This window comes from Mucilaginibacter gossypii (genome assembly GCF_017569325.2).
In the GTDB taxonomy this organism is placed as follows: Bacteria; Bacteroidota; Bacteroidia; order Sphingobacteriales; family Sphingobacteriaceae; genus Mucilaginibacter; species Mucilaginibacter gossypii.
This window is the reverse complement of sequence record NZ_CP071878.2, coordinates 3,609,904-3,628,113: the sequence shown is the minus strand read 5'-3', so window position 1 is coordinate 3,628,113 and position 18,210 is coordinate 3,609,904. Positions and strand designations below refer to the sequence as shown.

14 protein-coding genes and 4 tRNA genes are annotated in these 18,210 nt (G+C 42.5%); 9 read left to right on the top strand and 9 right to left on the bottom strand.

What is annotated here, in order from left to right; all coding sequences use genetic code 11:
- Window position 1 precedes the first annotated feature (1 nt).
- The 5 genes from J3L18_RS15315 to J3L18_RS15295 all read left to right on the top strand — a co-directional run bounded on the left by J3L18_RS15315 (window position 2) and on the right by J3L18_RS15295 (window position 11,450).
- Entirely contained in the window at window positions 2-1,480 is a 1,479-nt protein-coding gene (locus J3L18_RS15315; protein WP_091163149.1) for a RagB/SusD family nutrient uptake outer membrane protein, read from the top strand.
- 83 nt (window positions 1,481-1,563) lie between these two features.
- Window positions 1,564-3,759, top strand: a complete 2,196-nt coding sequence (locus J3L18_RS15310) for an alpha-N-acetylglucosaminidase (RefSeq protein ID WP_129571073.1) — start codon at window positions 1,564-1,566, stop codon at window positions 3,757-3,759.
- A 240-nt stretch (window positions 3,760-3,999) separates the two neighbouring features.
- Window positions 4,000-6,957: a beta-galactosidase gene (locus J3L18_RS15305; protein WP_129571074.1), complete on the top strand. Its 2,958-nt coding sequence runs from the start codon at window positions 4,000-4,002 to the stop codon at window positions 6,955-6,957.
- Between the two features lie 13 nt (window positions 6,958-6,970).
- Window positions 6,971-8,098, top strand: a complete 1,128-nt coding sequence (locus tag J3L18_RS15300; RefSeq protein WP_129571075.1) for an acyltransferase family protein — start codon at window positions 6,971-6,973, stop codon at window positions 8,096-8,098.
- A 106-nt stretch (window positions 8,099-8,204) separates the two neighbouring features.
- Window positions 8,205-11,450 (top strand): GH92 family glycosyl hydrolase, encoded by a 3,246-nt coding sequence (locus J3L18_RS15295; RefSeq protein WP_129571076.1) that lies wholly within the window; start codon window positions 8,205-8,207, stop codon window positions 11,448-11,450.
- A 46-nt stretch (window positions 11,451-11,496) separates the two neighbouring features.
- On the opposite strand, the gene J3L18_RS15290 is transcribed toward J3L18_RS15295, so the two are convergent.
- The 4 genes from J3L18_RS15290 to J3L18_RS15275 form a co-directional block, all read right to left on the bottom strand.
- Complete coding sequence (locus J3L18_RS15290; RefSeq protein WP_129571077.1) at window positions 11,497-12,525, bottom strand: LacI family DNA-binding transcriptional regulator; 1,029 nt, start codon at window positions 12,523-12,525, stop codon at window positions 11,497-11,499.
- A 159-nt stretch (window positions 12,526-12,684) separates the two neighbouring features.
- Window positions 12,685-12,757: transfer RNA gene (locus J3L18_RS15285), tRNA-Lys, on the bottom strand.
- 87 nt (window positions 12,758-12,844) lie between these two features.
- Window positions 12,845-12,917, bottom strand: a tRNA-Lys gene (locus J3L18_RS15280).
- A 133-nt stretch (window positions 12,918-13,050) separates the two neighbouring features.
- Window positions 13,051-14,073 carry a WD40/YVTN/BNR-like repeat-containing protein gene (locus tag J3L18_RS15275; protein WP_129572003.1) on the bottom strand — a complete coding sequence of 341 codons (1,023 nt, stop codon included), beginning with the start codon at window positions 14,071-14,073 and terminating at the stop codon, window positions 13,051-13,053.
- Window positions 14,074-14,213: 140 nt separating this feature from the next.
- Between J3L18_RS15275 and J3L18_RS15270 the strand changes: the two genes are divergently transcribed.
- The 4 genes from J3L18_RS15270 (at window position 14,214) to J3L18_RS15255 (ending at window position 15,995) form a co-directional block, all read left to right on the top strand.
- Window positions 14,214-14,297 (top strand) — tRNA-Leu (locus J3L18_RS15270).
- Between the two features lie 63 nt (window positions 14,298-14,360).
- Window positions 14,361-14,444, top strand: a tRNA-Leu gene (locus J3L18_RS15265).
- Window positions 14,445-14,557: 113 nt separating this feature from the next.
- The gene (locus J3L18_RS15260) at window positions 14,558-15,745 is read left to right on the top strand and encodes a site-specific integrase (protein ID WP_129571800.1); all 1,188 of its coding nucleotides are present in this window, start codon (window positions 14,558-14,560) and stop codon (window positions 15,743-15,745) included.
- 4 nt (window positions 15,746-15,749) lie between these two features.
- A complete protein-coding gene (locus tag J3L18_RS15255) occupies window positions 15,750-15,995 on the top strand; it encodes a hypothetical protein (RefSeq protein ID WP_129571801.1) in 246 nt (81 codons plus the stop codon).
- Here J3L18_RS15255 and J3L18_RS15250 read toward each other — a convergent pair.
- The 5 genes from J3L18_RS15250 to J3L18_RS15230 are packed head-to-tail and all read right to left on the bottom strand — an operon-like array spanning window position 15,992 to window position 18,201.
- Window positions 15,992-16,579, bottom strand: coding sequence for a DNA/RNA non-specific endonuclease (locus J3L18_RS15250; RefSeq protein WP_129571802.1), 588 nt, complete (start codon window positions 16,577-16,579; stop codon window positions 15,992-15,994). The genes J3L18_RS15255 and J3L18_RS15250 overlap by 4 nt on opposite strands.
- Window positions 16,580-16,590: 11 nt before the next feature.
- On the bottom strand, window positions 16,591-17,037 hold the full coding sequence (locus tag J3L18_RS15245) for a type 2 periplasmic-binding domain-containing protein (protein ID WP_129571803.1): 447 nt from the start codon (window positions 17,035-17,037) through the stop codon (window positions 16,591-16,593).
- An 11-nt stretch (window positions 17,038-17,048) separates the two neighbouring features.
- The gene (locus J3L18_RS15240) at window positions 17,049-17,450 is read right to left on the bottom strand and encodes a hypothetical protein (RefSeq protein WP_129571804.1); all 402 of its coding nucleotides are present in this window, start codon (window positions 17,448-17,450) and stop codon (window positions 17,049-17,051) included.
- A complete protein-coding gene (locus tag J3L18_RS15235; RefSeq protein ID WP_129571805.1) occupies window positions 17,447-18,010 on the bottom strand; it encodes a glycoside hydrolase family 19 protein in 564 nt (187 codons plus the stop codon). The genes J3L18_RS15240 and J3L18_RS15235 overlap by 4 nt, the downstream gene beginning before the upstream one ends.
- Window positions 18,010-18,201 carry a hypothetical protein gene (locus J3L18_RS15230; protein WP_129571806.1) on the bottom strand — a complete coding sequence of 64 codons (192 nt, stop codon included), beginning with the start codon at window positions 18,199-18,201 and terminating at the stop codon, window positions 18,010-18,012. Before J3L18_RS15230 ends, J3L18_RS15235 begins: the two co-directional genes overlap by 1 nt.
- Window positions 18,202-18,210 lie beyond the last annotated feature (9 nt).

The following is an 18,210-nucleotide window of genomic DNA, read 5'->3' as shown; positions in this document are numbered from 1 at the left end:
CATGAAATCGAAAATTACAATATATATGGTTATAGGGCTGGCGTTACTCAACAGCGCCTGTAAAAAAGCACTTGACCTTAAACAACAAGGGGTTTATACCTCAGATAATTATTTCAGGAACGAAGTTGATGCTGTAAATGCGGTTTCCGGTATTTATAGCCTTTTGGAAGAAGAGGATTATGTTGGCCACGCGGAGGCTACATTTGATGTTCCATCTGACGATTACTGGCGTTCAGGTGATCATAGCGAAGATGAGGGCATTGAGAACTTAACTTATGATGCTTCAAATGCTGCCATCAGGTATCCATGGAAATGGAGGTATGAAACCATTAACCGGGCAACCAATTGCATCATTAACATCCCAAAGATCACCGCAATATCTACCGATATTAAAAATCGGAGTATGGGCGAAGCTTATTTTTTACGTGCCTTTGGCTACTGGCGTTTAATGATCATTCATGGCGATGTACCTATCATTACCGAAGATGATTACTCAAAACAAACTTTTAATGTTCCAAAATCGCCAATTGAAGAAGTACGAAAACAGATCGAGTCGGACTTGTTGAAAGCGGTGGATCTTTTGCCTGAAAGCTATGGCTCTGCCGACCGCGGCCGTGTAAGCAAAGGAACTGCATTGGGCTTATTAACCAAGCTTTACATGTATTGGGAAAAACTTCCTGAGGCAATTGCAACCGGTCAAAAAGTGATTTCCAATTCACATTACGCGTTGGCTGCTAACTACGCCGATAATTTTACCCGCGCTAATGAAACCAGCACCGAGTTGCTTTTTTCGATCCAGGCTGTACAAACCGTTGTGCAAAATGACTTTACAGTTTATTACATTCCAAGATCATGGAATGGTTATGGCTTTAGTCAGCCATTACAGGGACTTGCCAATGAGTTTGAGGCAGGTGATCCACGTAAACAGGCTACTTTATTAAGCGTTGGCGACAAGGTTGATCTGGGTGATGGCAAGGGCTTGACAACGTTTACCGCCGATCTTTCTGCTACTGGTTATGCATTTAAAAAGTACGCTGTATTTAATACTGAAGCTGATGGCGGCGGAGTTGACCACAGTTATGCTGTGCCTCTAATGCGTTCTGCGGATATTTATTTATTAGTTGCCGAAGCCTTGATCCGTACACAAGGTGCCGGAGCTGGTGACGCTTTGATCAATCAGATCAGGCATCGTGCATCTCCGTTGTTAAAGCCGGTTTCCGGAGCAGGTATGAAAGAGCTGATCCACGAGCGTCGTGTTGAGCTGGCTGGTGAAGACCAACGTCACCAGGATTTGATGCGTTGGGACAAAGCCAAAATTGTGGATATAGCTGCTATTTATAATCTGGCTGTTTCCAAAGCTCCGCTTGATCAAAACAAAACGGTAACCTTTGTTCGCCCTAAAAACTATTACTTCCCAATCCCGCAGGTTGAGATTGATAAAAGTAAAGGTGTGTTAGTACAGAACCCTAATTTTAAATAATTATATCATTATACCGGCGACAGGGGTAATTTCCTGTTGCCGGTATTTATTCCCGGCATTGGCCGGTTTTTAACTATCTGTTGATGAGAAAGTGTTTACTTGTTGTTGCTATTATTTCATTGGGTTTTAAAGCCAATGCCCAGGTTGATCAGAAAGCCTCGTACGATTTTATTGAAAGAGTAATTCCCGGCAAAAGTAATTTGTTTGCTGTTGAGGCTATCCCCCAACAAAACGGCAAAGATGCGTTTGAGTTGGAAAGCCGCAACGGTAAAATTGTGTTGAGGGGTGACAATGGACTTTCAATAGCATCAGCATTAAACTACTATCTTAAAAATTATTGCTTTTGCGATATCGGCTGGAATGGCACTAATCTTAATTTGCCTGCTACCCTGCCTGTGGTTAAAGGTATTATCCATAAAACCACGCCTTATCAATATCGCTACTATTTAAACTATTGCACGTTTAATTACACCATGGCCTGGTGGGATTGGGAACGCTGGCAAAAAGAAATTGATTGGATGGCTTTGAACGGTATTAACCTGCCGCTGGCTATAACAGGTGAAGAAGCCGTTTGGCAAACTGTTTATAAAGAAATGGGCTTTACCGATAAGCAACTGGATGAGTTTTTTAGTGGCCCCGCTTATTTTTCATGGTTCTGGATGGGGAATATCGACGCCTGGGGCGGCCCGCTGCCACAGCATTGGATGGACTCGCACAAGGCATTACAGAAAAAGATTTTGGAGCGTGAACGCTCATTTGGGATGACACCTGTTCTGTCGTCATTCACCGGCCACGTGCCGCCATCATTTAAAGACAAATTCCCCGGTGCCAAGGTTAAAAGAACCAACTGGGATGCCGGTTTTCCCGATGTATTTATACTTGACCCCGACGATCCGATGTTTGAAACCATCGGTAAAAAATATATAGAGGCACAAACAAAAGAGTTTGGTACCGATCACCTGTACTCGGCCGATACTTTTAATGAAAATGTGCCGCCAACAAACGATTCAACCTACCTGGATGGCATGAGTAAAAAGGTATTCAACTCCATGGCCGCTGCTGATCCTAAAGCAATCTGGGTAATGCAGGGCTGGATGTTCCATTATAATAACAAATTCTGGCAGCCGCAGCAAATTAAAGCTTTGCTTAACGCTGTACCTAATGAACAAATGATAGTGCTTGACCTGTACAGCGATGCCCACCCGGTTTGGAACCGTACGGAAGCTTACTATGGTAAACCATGGATTTGGAGTATGCTGCAAAACTTTGGCGGTAATATCAGCCTTTTTGGTCGTATGCGCCATGTAGCTGCCGATCCTGCCATAGCCCTGCACGATCCCGAATCAAAAAATATGCGTGGTATTGGTGTTACTCCCGAAGGTATCGAACAAAACCCTGCACTGTTTGCACTAATGTTGGAAAACGTTTGGCGCGATACCCCGATTGATGCCGATAAATGGGTTGCAAATTACGCTCAACGCCGTTACGGGCAGGTAAACAGCCAGGCCGGTGAAGCGTGGCACATGCTGTTAAATTCGGTGTACTCAGGCGGCTTAACAGAAGGCGGCCCAGAATCGATTATTGTGGCAAGGCCAACGTTGAAAAAATATATCGATAGGGTGCTTACCAAACTGGATTATGATCCCATGCAACTGGCTAAAGCATGGACATTACTTATCAATGCGGCGGACAGCCTGAAACAAAGCGACGGTTTTCAGTATGACCTCGTTGACGTTACCCGGCAGGTTATGGCTAACTATGCAAGTCCGTTGCAGCAAAAAATAGCGCAGGCCTATCAAAATAAAGATCAACAACAATTTAAATTATACAGTAGCCAGTTTTTGGAGTTGATGGATGATATGGATGCTTTGCTAAGCACCCGTAGAGATTTCCTGTTAGGCAAATGGATCAACGAAGCCAGGGCTAACGGTGTGACCGACAAAGAGAAAAACCTGTATGAGTTTAACGCACGTGACCTTGTTACCCTTTGGGGCGATAAAGAAAGCGGCCTGCGCGAATACTCAAACCGTCAATGGGCTGGTTTAATCAAAGGCTATTACAAACCACGCTGGGCAATGTACTTCGGTTTGCTGGATAAGTCATTATCAACCAAAACCGACTTTAATGCCGAAGCTTTTGACAAACAAGTAAAAGATTGGGAATGGCAATGGGTAAACAAGCATGATAATGCTTACACCGACGCAGCAAAAGGCGATGCCGTTGAAAAATCAAAGCAATTGTTTGCGAAGTATAATGCGATGATTTTGGGGACGCGATAAGAAGTTTAATAAAAACGATGTCATTTCGATAGAGCAGGGGAGGAATCGAGAACTGGGGCGAAAGAGAAATCCTATACGCCCTACAAGGCACATGCATAGTTTAATGGAATGGCGTATAAGATTTCTCCTCACGCTACGCTTAGGCCATCACAAGTTCGTCGAAATGACAGGAGTAAAAACATACAGATAAAGACTTACGAAGTATTTCAAAACTTCGTAAGTCTGGATTTTTGAAAAATCATGAGAATACGCTATACCATATTAACATTTATCTTATTGCTAACCGCTTTTACATCAGCCCACAGCCAGGGCTCAAACGATTATATCTTCCCAGCTACAGCAGTTGCTAAGCCTTATATCGATTTTGATAGTAAAGGCTTTATAGTTGAGGGTAAACGTACTTTTATAGCATCGGCTGGATTGGAGTACTCTCGCATACCGCACGAACTTTGGTATGATAGGTTGATGAGAATCAAACGGGCAGGCTTCAATTGTATTGAGATCTACACCATCTGGAATTTTCATGAAGAACAGGAAGGCAAATTCAACTTCAGTGGCGACCGTGATTTGGGCAAATTCCTGGATATCGTAAAGCAACTTGGTTTATACGCCATTGTGCGTGTTGGCCCGTATTATTGTGCCGAATGGGATAACGGTGGCTACCCGATATGGCTTAAATTTAAAAAAGGTCTGCGGGTACGTGAAGACAATAAACCATTTGAACAATATGTAGATCGCTTTTTTGACCATCTTTTGCCGGTAGTATTTAAAAGGCAGATCAATAAAGGTGGCGCAGTAATACTGGTTCAGTTGGAAAACGAACACCCTAACGGTTGGGGAACTATAATGCCTGATGGTTACTTTAAACACCTGCAGGCAAAAGCTTTGGATCTGGGTATGCAGGTGCCATATTTCTTCAGTGGCTTACACCATGCCAGCGATCCGGCCGGTAATGGAAAACTGGATGACGATAAGCGGCCAAACCCATGGTTCTCTACTGAATTCTGGGCTGTTTGGTATTCACAATATGGAGCGAAGACGGGAGATGCTGAGCTTTACGACAGGCGCACCTGGAAAATCATCGCGCATGGCGGTAATGGCTATAACTACTATATGGCGCACGGTGGTTCAAACTTTGGCTATACCAATAATGATGAGGATGCGGCTTCATATGATTATGGCACAGCAATAGGCCAGGCCGGTGATTTGCGACCAATCTATTACACTTTTAAGCGTGCTGCCTGGTTCTCGCGTAGTTTCCAGGATGTATTGGAGAACAGCGCAAACGCTTCGGAAACATACAAGGGCATTACTACAGATATTGCGGTGAAAGTAGCTGCACGTACAAGTGCGGCAGGTGATCTGATATTCCTGGATAATCCGAGTTCATCTAAGGTAAGTACCTTACTAAGTATCAAGGGTAACGAAGGACTATTTGCAGGTAAAAAGATCAGCGTGCAGCCTAAAGAGATCTATCCTTTGGTGCACAATTACAAGCTTAATGATGAAGTTACGCTTGATTGGGCGCTTACCCGTGTATTCGGTATTGTTAAACAGGCTAATACCACAACGATTATTGTTGATGCTGAAGCCGGTGAGCCAGTGTTGCTTCGTTTCAATACCGAAGAGAAAGCTTCATCAGCAAAGGCTTCGGTAAAAATCGATATCAATAATGTGCTTATCGATGAGCAAATGCCGGCAATCGCGGAAAAGGTTGTTGAATATAGTTTTAACGTTGGTTCGCAAACTGTAAGGGTTTTAGCCATGAATCGGGTCTTAACCGATAAAACGTGGATTGTTGGCATTGAAGACACAAGCTATATCATCACAGGATTAAACTATGTTGGTGATGTATCGCTTAAAAATGAACAATTAAAAGTTACGGCAGAAACGCCTTTAATACAAAATGCAGGCCAGAAGATAATGTTATACACTGATGGTAAAGGGATCGCTTTCAGTGTCGACGCGCAAGAAGGGAATCAGCCGCGGACTATCAGTCTAACTAACTGGCAGTATAAAGACGCGTCCATTAATGCTGCTCCAAATGTTAATGCCAGCAGCTGGCTCAAATCAAAAGATCCGCAGCCAATGGGAGCGGATGACGATATAACTGCCGATGCCTGGTACCGGGCTTCGCTAAACGTACCATCCAACGGAAAATATACCCTGCAGGTTAAAGGAGGGGGCAGGGGACAGGCGTTTATTGATGGCAAACCTGCTGCTAAATGGAAATTGAACGATAATGAGTTAACGATTAATCTAACCAAAGGCAAGCATAACTTAGCTGTTTTTGCAGCGCATGACGGGAGGGATAAGCTGGCCGCCTATCTGGGGCCGATTGATGAGGTTGATAGCAAAGGGCTTTTCGGTAACGCGTTGATCAAAAAAGGCGGACCGTTTATTTCTGAGCTTAGCGACTGGTATTTTACCAGGGCCAATAAAAAGGATGATGTAAAACAAGGACCACCGGCGTTTGATACATCGGTATACAAAAAGTATAAAATAGGCAATGATGTTTTCAACCTGAAAGAGGGTTATGCCTGGTTCCACACAACCATTCCGCAGCAGGCTGCAGGTACTTCAAAATTAGCAGTGCTGTTTAAAAGCGTTGACGAAAACGCCACCGTATTTATTAACGGTAAACAAGTAGCCCATCATGACGGCTGGAACCAGCCATTTGAAGTGAACATTACTGATGCAGAAACCTTAAAACACCCGGTTGATCTTAGCCTTTTTATTGAAAATTACTCAAATGAAGGGGGCATCGATCAATCTGTAAAAATCAATGCCATAGGTGATGCCACAGCGGTAATCAACTGGCAATTAAAAGGTGGTCCGGGTGATGCGCAAGCTGTTCAGGGCTGGACAAAGCTTGGTGCGGCCAAGCAAACGAAAAATGCTCCGGTCTTTTATCGTACAACTTTCAATTTACCACCATCGACAGGAAATACGTTCATTTGGCGTTTTGATCCGGTGGGATTAGGACATGGCTCCGTTTGGGTCAATGGTCACAACTTAGGCAGGTACCCTGAAAAACTGGATATGAAAAGCCTTTATATCCCCGAATGCTGGCTTAAACCGGGTGTAAACCAGGTGGTGGTTTATGACGAAGACGGCAATAGTATCAATAAAACCCGTATTGTGGCAGAAGGAGCTGCAGGCCGGTTAATCAAAGAAATTTCAATACCCCTTAATTAATATAATTGCAAAAATGGCTGCAACAACCGAAAGATTTACCGCGCTCGATGTTTTCCGTGGTATGACCATTTGCTTCATGATCATCGTTAATGCCCCCGGTTCGGGGGCAAACGTATGGTTGCCGCTTGATCATGCACCCTGGATTGGTTTTACACCCACCGATCTCGTTTTTCCATCCTTCCTTTTTGCAGTTGGCAATGCGCTTAGTTTCTCTAAAAAGAAATTTGAAACTGATGCCGCTTTTATAGGCAAGATTTTTAAGCGCACTGTGATCATTTTTCTGCTGGGGTACCTGATGTATTGGTTCCCGTTCTTTCACCGTGAAGCAGGTAGCTGGGTATTTAATCCGCTAAGCCATACCCGTATTATGGGGGTGCTACAACGGATTGCTTTGTGTTACTTTTTTGGCGCGTTGATAGTTCATTACTGCCCGCAAAAAACGGCCGTTATCATATCTGTTTTACTTTTAATTGGCTACTGGGCATTCCTGATATTTTGCGGCGAACCGGGTAAAGAGTATACCATGCTTGGCAACGCAGGTACCCGGTTGGATATTGTATTGATGGGCAACAACCATTTATATCATGATAAAGGCGGCCCCATAGCTTTCGACCCGGAGGGTTTACTCAGCACCATGACGGCCATTGTTAATGTGATTGGCGGGTACCTGGCCGGAGCGTTTATACAGCGTAAGGGTAAAAATTATGAGTCGATTGCGCGTTTGTTCATGTGTGGGGTATTGCTGATAGCTGCTTCATTATTCTGGGCACAGTTTTTCCCTGTCGCTAAAAAACTATGGACAAGCTCTTTTACGTTGTTGACCATCGGTATCGATCTTTTACTATTAGGCTTCATGGTATTTGCCATCGAAATAAAAAAGATTAAAAACGGAACGAACTTCTTCCTTGTTTTCGGTCGAAATTCATTGGCTATATATCTGTTGTCGGAGCTGTTGCTAACAGTATTTCAAACCATTTGGATAAAACCACAGCTAAGCTTTTATGATTGGATAAACCAGGTGTTTTATCAAAAGATATTCCCCGGTGCTTTGGGTACACTTGTATTCGCACTATGTTATATGATGCTTTGCTGGCTGGTAGCATATCTGCTTGATAAGAAGAAGATCTATATAAAAATATAATATCTACGTAGAGACGCATCACATGCGTCTCCAACTAAAAAGTCAACGTTTTATTATCAGATGCTGAAGACCGCATATGATGCATCTCTACAAAACATAATTTAAATTGAAGTCATTATCCCGTATCGTTTTCGCCTTAGCCGCAGTTTTATTGGGCAGCAACCTTTATGCCCAGCAAATAAACCATCTGCATGATGTTGATCCGTTTATCGGCACGGCACTGAGCAATGTGCTTACCAAATGGGGTAATAATGGTGGTTGTTATCCGGGAGCTGTTGCGCCATCGGGCAGCGTACAACTAAGTCCCGAAACAAGAACTACAGGAGCAAGGGGATATAACTATACCGATAGCTCAATTTATTATTTCAGTTGTTTTGGCCACATGAGTGGCTTCCCCGAAGGTTCGTCCGGACATTTCTTTGTGATGCCATTTAATGGAAACAATATTTTTGAGCCTGGTAAATCAAATCTCCGTTTTTCGCACAGAAATGAAATGGCTGCTCCTGGCTATTACAAGGTAAGTTTTGACGGTAAACAGATTGTCGCCGAAGCTACCGCTACGGCAAGAACAGGCATGTTTCGGTTTATGTTCAATGGGAACGCTAATCCGCAAATCTTTATCGGTAATGCCGGCGAAATTCAGGTGGTATCAAATAAAGTGCTTCATGCTTCAAATGCTAACGCGGTAATAAACTTTAACCAAGGGTACACTGATAAAAAAGAAGTTAAAGGCGGCTGGCTGTTTACTTTCAGCAAAGCTCAGGCAGGTGCCACAATTATCACTTTACAATTAAGCAAATCATCGGTTGGTTACCCCGGGGCACAGCATAATATCGATCAGGAAACAGGTAGCCTTAGTTTTGACGAGATACGCGCCAAAATAAATAGGGAATGGGCTAAGCTATTATCAATCGTTGATATAACCGATGATAATGAGCAGAATAAAAGGGTGTTTTACACAGCACTTTATCATTCATTATTGCTGCCGTGGGTTGCTGATGACGCTGATGGCAGTTACCGCGGTACAGATGGTAAGGTCTATCAAAAAACAGGGCAAAACCAGTATGAGGCTTTTTCTCCCTGGGATACATTCCGGTCGTTACATCCTTTGCTCACTTTGCTATATCCGCAAAAGCAACAGGATGTGATCTTGTCTATGTTGGATGTATACAAGCAAAGCGGTCACCTTCCTACCGAAAGTATGACGGGCAACCATGCTGTTCCAATTATTGTTGATTCCTATTTGAAAGGGATTGTGGGCTTTGATAAAGATTTTGCTTATAAGGCTATGAAGAAAGATTTGGTTGATGGGCCATTTGTTCAGTCAGACATGGAAGTTTATCACCAAATGGCCTATGTCCCCTTTACCCGGCCCGAGTCAGTTACCCGCACGGTTGAGTATGCCTATGATGACTGGGCGCTGTCGCAATTCGAAGATAAGGTGATGAATGATAAGCCGACTCATCAGTTATTATCAAGCAGAGGTTTTAACTACCGCAATCTTTTAAATAAGGACGAACTGTTTATGCTTCCGCGTAATGGAGATGAGTTTAAGCTTCAACCCGGCACATCGGGTTATAAAGAAGGCGACAAATGGGTATATTCCTACTTTGTGCCTCAAAATGGTAAAGACTTGATTAATATGACGGGCGGCAATGAGCAGTTTGCCGCCCGTTTGGATTCAGCTCTTCGCAATAATGTTATCCTCTTTGATAACGAAACTGTTTTTCACTTACCTTATCTGTTTAACCAGGCCGGCAAGCCACGGTTAACACAAAAATGGGTGAGAGATATCATGCTCAATAGGTTCAAGGCTACTCCCGGCGGCTTGCCCGGTAATGATGACCTCGGTTCAACATCCAGCTGGTATGTTTTTAGTTCACTGGGGATTTATCCTGCGTGCCCGGGCAGGCCGATGTATGCCATCGGTGCACCATTGTTTAAATCTGCAACTCTTTATCTGCCAAATGGCAAAAAAATCGTCATCAGCAGTAAAAATTCAGCATTGAAAAATAATTATGTACAATCGCTGCAGGTAAATGGTAAGGCCTGGCAGCAGTTGATCCTGCCGCATTCGGCGTTGATGAGCGGGGGCACGTTGACTTTTAACATGGGTAAAGAGCCGGGTAGTTGGCCCGTGAATAAAGATCCAATTGAACTTTCAACCACACAAAAAAATACCGCTTTTAACATAGTGAATTATTCTGTCAGTAAAAAAAGTGTGGTACCGGATGAGCCGCTTGTAATAAACTTCAAACTTAAAAATACGGGCAGCAAGGGTATCAAAACAGTAAAATTGTTGGTTGACGGAAAGCCCTACGCTTATAAGAATTGTTTGGTGGAGCCCGGACAAACCCTTCGGGACTCTATTGAGTTTCGCCTTTACCCTGTGGGAAAAACGGTACTGAAGCTTGATAATACGCTACCGTTGATTGTCGAAGTGAATCTGCCTGCAAAACCGCAGGGACAAGCTTTTAAAATATCGGGGCTGGAAGTAAAACCGATGATCAGGTTGAATGAAAGCCAGGAAATAAAATACCGGATAAAAAATACTGGCGGATTAAAGCAAACCTTTATTATACCTGTAATCCAGAATGATTCGGTTGTTTTTACCGATAATATTAAACTTGATGCCGGTGAAGTTAAAACCATTAGTCATCATATAAAAGCTTCCAAAAACGGATTTGAATATGTGAGGGTCGATACGGCGAAAACTATCTACAAGGTTTATGAAAATGCTACAGAATCATTATTACTTGATTTCGCATCGATAGTCCGTGGTAAGATAGTTGCTGATAGTTCGGGCTTTCATAACAACGGAAATGTTATTTCATCTTCAGTAACGACTACTAATGATAAATTGTTATTTAGCGATAGTACTTATGTGGAAGTCCCAAACTCACCAGCTTTGGACAATATGGATGAATCCATTACTATGATGGGATGGGTTTACCCGATGGGCAATGAGAAAGGTCTGGTTGATATCATTACCAAAGGCGATAACCATGTATTGCAAATGACGGATAGCAAAACCCTCACTTTTTTTGCCGGCGGATGGGGCAGGGGAGACTGTACCGTAAACCTTCCTGCCGATTGGAAGCAACACTGGCACCACATTGCGGGCGTGTGCAACGGCAAAAAGCTGTATGTTTATATCGATAGTGTTTTGGCCGGAACCACGCTGTTAGATGTAACCGCTGATCTGTCGGTAAATAACAAATGGACGTTGGGTCGAAACGAAGAGTTTCCATCAGAACGCGTGTTTCACGGCTTTATGGACAGAGTAAAAGTATTCAAAGCCGCATTATCTGCTGATGATATCAAAACTATCGTGTCGTCAGAAAAACAGTAAGCCGGTAGAAGTGTCTCCTACGTTTAAGAATGATATTTAACAATCTCTAACTGGCTGTTGATGCCCTTGCTATTAATTGTGATGGCATTATCAGTTCCTGCTTGGCTTCATTAAGCCGCCCGGACAGACGGCCGAAAAGGATTTCCGCTGCCTGCTTCCCCATATCATACGCAGGTTGTAAAATAGTAGTAAGCGATGGATTAAGTATGGCCGCGGTAATTTGATTGGTAAAGCAAACAACTTTTACATCACGAGGGATCTGTAGTTTCAGTTCATCGCAAGCCAGATAAGTTGCGGTAGCCAACTGCTCAACTGTAGCTATGATACCATCTGGTTTAACGGTCGTCAAATGCGCTTTGATCATATTTACGTTTTCCTCCGTATATTTATTGGAGCAGGTTACTATTCCTGCATCTTTAACTACAAACCCATTTTCAGTTAAAGCGTTGCGATATCCTTGTTCCCGGGCGGTTAAAATAGAAGGATATCCACTGATGGTAACCAGTGAGATGTTTTTACATCCGGCTTGCAACAAGTGTGTGGCTGCGTTGTAAGCGCTATTATAGTCGTCGGTTACTATTTTATCCGCAGTAATATCCTCGCAAACCCTGTCAAAAAAAACTATGGGGATGCCTGTTTCCTGTAATGTTTTAATATGTCCGGTATCCTGGGTGCTGCTGGCTACCGACATAATGAGGCCATCAACGCGTCCGCTGGCCAGGTCGTTAAACATGGATGCTTCCCGTTCATAACTGTCATGGGTAAGGTAGATCAGCGCATGGTATTTTTTTGGCGCGACAATACTTTCAATGCCGTTAATGGCCTGGCTAAAAAAGCTGTCGGCAATTTCGGGTATAATGATGGCTATAGTATTGCTGCTTTGTTTGCGGAGACTGCTGGCATAAGCGTTAGGTACGTAATTTAAACGCCTGGCAGCTTCCATTACCCTCTGTTTGGTTTCAGGACTTATATCATAGCTATCGCGAAGCGCTTTGGATATGGTTGCGGTTGAAAGGTTAAGTTCTTTCGCAAGCGTTTTCATATTCACCTTATCGTTCTTATTACCGCCGGTCATTTTTTGTATTGGTTATGCTTAATTGTGGAGCAATATAACGAAAAAAGATGTTCAGTAGTTTCGACGCGACTCAACCTGAACGGAAGAAGGGCGTCTATATGTTAAAACAATATTGGGTACGGTTTAAATGAGAAAAGGCACAATTTCTTGTGCCTTTCGTGATCCCGCTGGGACTCGAACCCAGGACCCCAACATTAAAAGTGTTATGCTCTACCGGCTGAGCTACGGAATCTTTCTTTAAATTTTTCGCTTACTAAGGCGTGGCTGTTTAAAGGCAGCTTTTGTTTTTAAATAAAAAAGCCTCTTTTCAAAGGCTTTGTGATCCCGCTGGGACTCGAACCCAGGACCCCAACATTAAAAGTGTTATGCTCTACCGGCTGAGCTACGGAATCATTCTTTAAACTTCTTTGGTTCGGTTAACCGTTTCCGTTTAAAGTGGTGCAAATATAGGGTTCTTAATTATTCCCTGCAAGCTATTTTTTAAATTAATGTTAAGGTTTTTTTAAGCCGTTAAAAACCAGTAAACTACAATTTTAGAACGGCTATTTTACCGCTATTCCCGGCTAATAATACAAGCTTACCGTGTTTTGCCCTACGGCAAACGTTAAAACTTGTGCTATCTATTTGTTTCCATGTTTGGCCACCGTTTGTTGTAATATTGCTCCCGGGTGTGCCTGTAGAAAGAAATATCCCGGATTTTATGTGCTCAACACTTGATTGAAAACCTGCCGGCCCTGTTTGTGGTGGTGTAAATGTGAGAGCAGGGTGAACCGCCTGGATAGTTGCCACTGAATCTGTTTTTTTATCATTGGCATAATCACCCCCGACAATGATGCCGGCATTTTGCCCTATCGATATTGAAAAAGCGCCTTCACTGCTTTTTCCATGTGTAAGTGGAAGGTTTGAATACTGCCATTGATCATTGTGAGGCTGTAAGGAGATAAGCCTGGCGTTGCTACCCCCTGAAACGATGTATATCGCCTCTTTGCCCGATACTCTGAGGCACGTGCCACTTGCGGCAAACGATGCCTCTCCCGGCAGTGAATTTGGGGCATTATTCGACTCGTTCCAGGTTTCACCGCCGTCTTTGGTTTCCAGTAATAAAAATTTATTGTTGATCGGGTCGCCCAAGATGTAGCCATGAAGGTTATCGGCAAAATCCATGGCGTCTAAAAAATAGGTGGTATCCGTTTTTCGATATTTTTCATGCCAGGTTTGTCCGCCATCAACCGTTTTTAAGATGAGGGATGGCGTGCCCGAACTCATGATTACGGCCTCTTTATCGTTGAAAGCTTCAATATCCCTAAAGTCGGATTTTTCATAGCCCTTTATTTGCTGCCAGTCCCAGGTTTTGCCGCCGTCGTTTGTTTTGGCGATGTATCCTTTGCTGCCGCTTATCCATGCCGTATTATCATCAACTACAGATAAACCACGGATGCTTGTTGGCTTATCCTGTTGTAAAACGGTAATAGTTTGGGCTTTCAGGACAGAATTGAACCACAAAGAACAAAGTAAGGTACTTGAAATAAGAATGCGGTTTAACTTCATTACGTTTGATATAAAGTGTTTTATAAAACCTAAGTTAGATTTTCAAAGGCCGTTAAACAACATAATATTGATTTTTTAATTTATTAAGTTGCAATTTGCCGGAAACGATTATATTTGCACGCTTGTTAATAAAACGATAAGCCCGGATGGCGAAATTGGTAAACGTTGCGGTCTCAGAAGCCGTTGAGAATTGTCTCTTGAGAGTTCGAGTCTCTCTTCGGGCACGCCTTTTTTAAAGTAAGAAAAATTAGAATGTGAGAATTGAAAGATTCTCACATTTTTTAAAAGCCCAGGTGGCGAAATTGGTAGACGCACCATCTTGAGGGGGTGGCATTCGTAAGGATGTACGAGTTCGAATCTCGTTCTGGGCACCGAAAATACCGCGAAAGCAGCCAGTAATCACACTTTTTTATCTAACTTTACAAAACCGGGTGTAAATCGGGTGATTGCTGGTACGTGGAGAAACTCGTACAGGAGCAGGTTTATGAGAAATAAATTACCATATAAATTGCCTACTATTTGCAGGTGTAAATCAGGCGAATGGTATCTTCAATATGCATATGAGTATCCTGAGCAACCAGGCAGATACAAGACTTTTAAGGTTAAGGATGGCATCAATCGGATACATGATCCAAAGTTAAAGGAAATGGCTGCCCGTGAATTGCAAGCAGATATTACTTATTGGCTTGAAGTTCTCAACTACAATCCTTTTGAAGAAAAAAAGGATATCATTAAGCAGGCGATGGCTGAGATTAAAGCCAAATCAACGCCTCCACATTGGACCCTTTCGGAAGCTATTGATAGATTTAAAGCCAATGTTGTTAAAAAGAACTTAAGCAAGCGTACAAAGGAGACATATGATAATTATTTATCTAATCTCATAGCATTTTTAAATGAGTTCCCAGATCATGATGTGCCGGCAAATTCTTTTACTGAATTTGATCTTATCTCTTTTCTCGATGTGGAGTCCGACGAGTTGGATTGGTCCCCCAGGACTTATAATAATTATATAGGCTTTTATCAGACTTTTTTTAATACGGTTAACAAATTGGAGAAAGCAATAACCCGTAATATAAAGTATGAATTTAGCCTGACAGGAGATGAATACAAAACATCCAATAGTCAAAAAAACAAGGCCTATTCGGGTGAATTAAAAACAATCATAAAAGAAGAGCTTGTCAACAATCAAAACTTAAGTGATTATATAGAATGGATCTATCTTAGTTTGATGAGACCCGCTGAAATACGCGCATTAAGATTTATTGACATTGATAAATCGAAAAGACAAATAAGGATTATTGGCAAAACAGGCGACAGAATAATACCGATATCTGACCAGCTATTGAACTTAATTAAGAAACGACAGCATCGGGCACATACCATAAATGATTTTGTATTCGGCATGGCTGGCGAGGTTTCAGCTATACAAATAGGAAGAGATTATTTCCCTGAAAAATATGCTGTAATAAAAAAACAGTTAGGGCTGGATCATAATTACACCCTATATGCCTGGAAGCATACAGGTGTCATTGACATGATTTATGCAGGTTTTAGCGATAGAGATATAATGATACTATCCGGACATAAAACAGAAACTGCTTTTGCAGCATACAAGCGCGACCTAATTATAAACGAAAATAATGTAATGAAAGGAGCAACTATTAATTTTTAAAGGTGTGAATAAAATACCCTATTTCGATATTTATGTAGGTGACAATGTAGAAAAAGTATGGATACATGTCCCTCTTGGTATCGGAAGTGATATATGGCACATCAACATCAATAACTTTTTTTGTGGCTCTGTCATTAAAAAAGGAAATAAATGGAGACAACTGCACAGCAATAAGCATGAGTTTACCTCCGATGACATTGATGCTATTGGCGAAAGGATTGAAGAGTTCTGTGCAGCTGGTACAGATTAGCTTTTTTTAACCAGATAGTATTGAAATGGGTGCAGCTTCACTGTATCATGATTGGGCATACTGTAATACTCAGTGTGACCGCTATAGGTTAATTTCTTCCAGCATATGACAGGGATGTTGACCTTATCAGGACCTATTTTACCTAAGGATCCTGAAACTCCACAAACAATATGCACCGGCCCGCGCATCGCAAGTTTTCGGCAATAGGTTTCAAGGTTTTTCCAGGTATCCCTGTTCAGTGCCGGCCGCTGAGGGACCATGTTAGAAAAATAAAAGCACTCCAATTCCCCAACGGGGTCGCAGCTGTTATCCTGCGCAGGCATTTGGTGTCCCTGGTCATAACCACTTTTTTTGTAATCTTTATTGAGATTAGTAAATGGCACATCAGGATCTGCTTTAAATTCATTTAACCGTTTTAAATGCCCCTGGCACATCAGCATCGACGGTGTTAAATCCCAAACTACACTATCTGGTTGATGAGTTGATTGGTTATAATAGGTGGTGTAAAGCTTGTGCTTGATAATTTGTCCAAATGAATATGTTCCACATACCGATAAAATGATCAGGAGGATAGTTTTTTTCATAGCCGCGAATTTTATGTATTAGCCTTTATAAACTTCTGATAAACGAACTCTACCAGCCCCAATGCCAGTGTTGGCCAGTTAATCGCGCCGCCGGCAATAATTATGCTAAGCTGGCCACTAACTGAGGTCCAAAGGTTATCCCAGGCACTATCCTGAAGGCCTGCATTTACTTTAGCCTGCAGCTGGTCGATCAAGTCGGCGCCATCTTTAACTGTTAAGCCGAGCTTCCCGCCCAGATCATTTAATAATTTATCCGCGGTCATGCTGTCAATTCCAATTTTACCAGCCTCATCAATGATAGCCTGGTAGCCTTCGGTTAAAAATTTCTTGATGATTTGTCCAAACTGGCCTGCCTGGATCAGGGACTGTTGCTGATCTTTAGGCAGCTTATCAAAAAATCGCTCTACTGCATTAAACAGGAACGGGAAAATGCTTTCTAAAATTGATTTTAAGCTCATGATGTATGTGTTTAATCTTGTTTTACTTCTGTTAATACCAACTGGCCATTAATCCATTTTTCGGTATAAAATCGGATGCCAGATGCAGTAATTCGTTTTTTTAATTGGGGATGAGCCAAAAAGCTGTTTCCCAAAGAATCAAACTTTAACAATAATGCTTTTTGACCGTCACCCAGATTATGCAGGCCTTCTGTTTGGCTGCTATCAATATTGTTTTTTATGGTCAGCTGCCTTTCAATTCTTGCTAACCTAGTGTTTGTTTCCTGCTTATCCTTTAAAAAATCGTCATAGCCGGCCCGGATGCTCCATACCGCTGTGGCCAATGCACTGATAAACCCGATGAGACCTAAAATAAATATCCTCATCTCCGGCCAACCGATGTGAATTTGATTGTTTGCGACTCTGAATGTCATGATGCTGTTATTGCTTTTAAAAATGTATTATGATATCCGGCAATAGTAGCCGCAACGTCGGTACCGTTTATAATCCTCCTGGCATTCACAGGATCGTTTGTTTTATTGTTGAAATAATCGCTCAGCTTCTTGCCAGTAAATGATCCATCTGTCATTCCGGTAATCATTATTTTGGCCGAGATGTCCGGCTGCAGGGCTAAGTCTGGATTATTCAGAAGATCTATGTGCAGCTTTCTACCCATGGCCAGGTAGTTTTCATACCAGGTAAGCTGAACATATCCGCGGCCATAATACAACTGATCTGGATTAGTGTAAGGTACCCGGTGACCCGGGCCGCCACCCATTTTAAGTTTACTACCATATGGCAAACCTTTACCGCGGCCGTTTTCACGAACTGGCTGCATCGTTTTTGCAGTTTCATGAAAACAGGTAGCCAGAATGTAGGCAATATGCCTTTCATCCGTCAATACCTTACAGGCCGAAAGGATTTTTTCAATCCCATCGACCTGTGCCTGTGTTAACTTTCCGCCAAATAGCGGTCTGATAGCATCATAGTTCATTATTTAGGATCTATGGTTTTAGGTGGGTTACCGCTAACGTTATAATCCTTAGCAGCGGCAAGGCCTCCGGCTGCGAAAAGAGTTGTTACACCCGTAGCTACGTTTTCAGATACGTGATTAGGGAACACCAGGTGTAAAACCTGTGGTAATACAGCCAATATAGCCGCAAGAGTTGTTTTCCAATTTTTCATATTATTGTT